The organism is Virgibacillus sp. M23, from assembly GCF_034190895.1.
Taxonomy (GTDB): domain Bacteria; phylum Bacillota; class Bacilli; order Bacillales; family Amphibacillaceae; genus Virgibacillus; species Virgibacillus salarius.
In genome coordinates this window covers 1-509 of the sequence record NZ_JAWDHA010000201.1, presented here as the reverse complement: position 1 = coordinate 509, position 509 = coordinate 1, and the positions used below count along the sequence as shown (strand labels likewise).

Below are 509 nucleotides of genomic sequence, written 5' to 3'. Positions count from 1 at the left end.
CCCGTGATGGTCAGAGACATGACTAAAATGTTTTTCGTTTTTTGATGATCTCCGCGCGCACTGGCTTCAGCGACAAGCTTGCTGATCGCGACCGGCAGACCGAATTGAGTTAATGTAGTGGCCAAGAAAAAGGTAGGCGCCGCCATCATGTAAAGCCCGACCCCTTCTTCACCGATAACACGGGCGATAACCACCCGGTTGACAAACCCGAGCATTCTTGTAACCATTCCTGCTGCGATAAGAATAAGAGTGCCCTTTAAAAACGTCTGTTTCGCCATTTTTACCCCCTGCCTTCTCCAACTACCTGGAATCATATACAATAAAGATATGCGTATATATCGTCCAAGCATGACAAGTCTTCATGAAAAACAATAAAAAAGGAGCGTGGAATTCATGGAGAAGCATCCCGCCGATCTATATAAAGACCACGTCAGGCCGTTTCTTTACAGCAAACTGGAAGAGTTTAAGATTCTCGGGTATGATGATGTTGAACTTGAAAGTTTGTGGTC

1 protein-coding gene and 1 pseudogene are annotated in these 509 nt (G+C 45.4%); one reads left to right on the top strand and one right to left on the bottom strand.

The genetic code is table 11. From position 1 onward, the window contains the following. Positions 1–278: oligosaccharide flippase family protein (locus RVS70_RS22040; RefSeq protein WP_321134849.1), on the bottom strand; the 278-nt coding region annotated here is incomplete at its 3' end. Between the two features lie 115 nt (positions 279–393). Between RVS70_RS22040 and comN the strand changes: the two are divergent. Then, a pseudogene (gene comN, locus RVS70_RS22035) lies at positions 394–509 on the top strand (post-transcriptional regulator ComN); the annotation flags it as partial.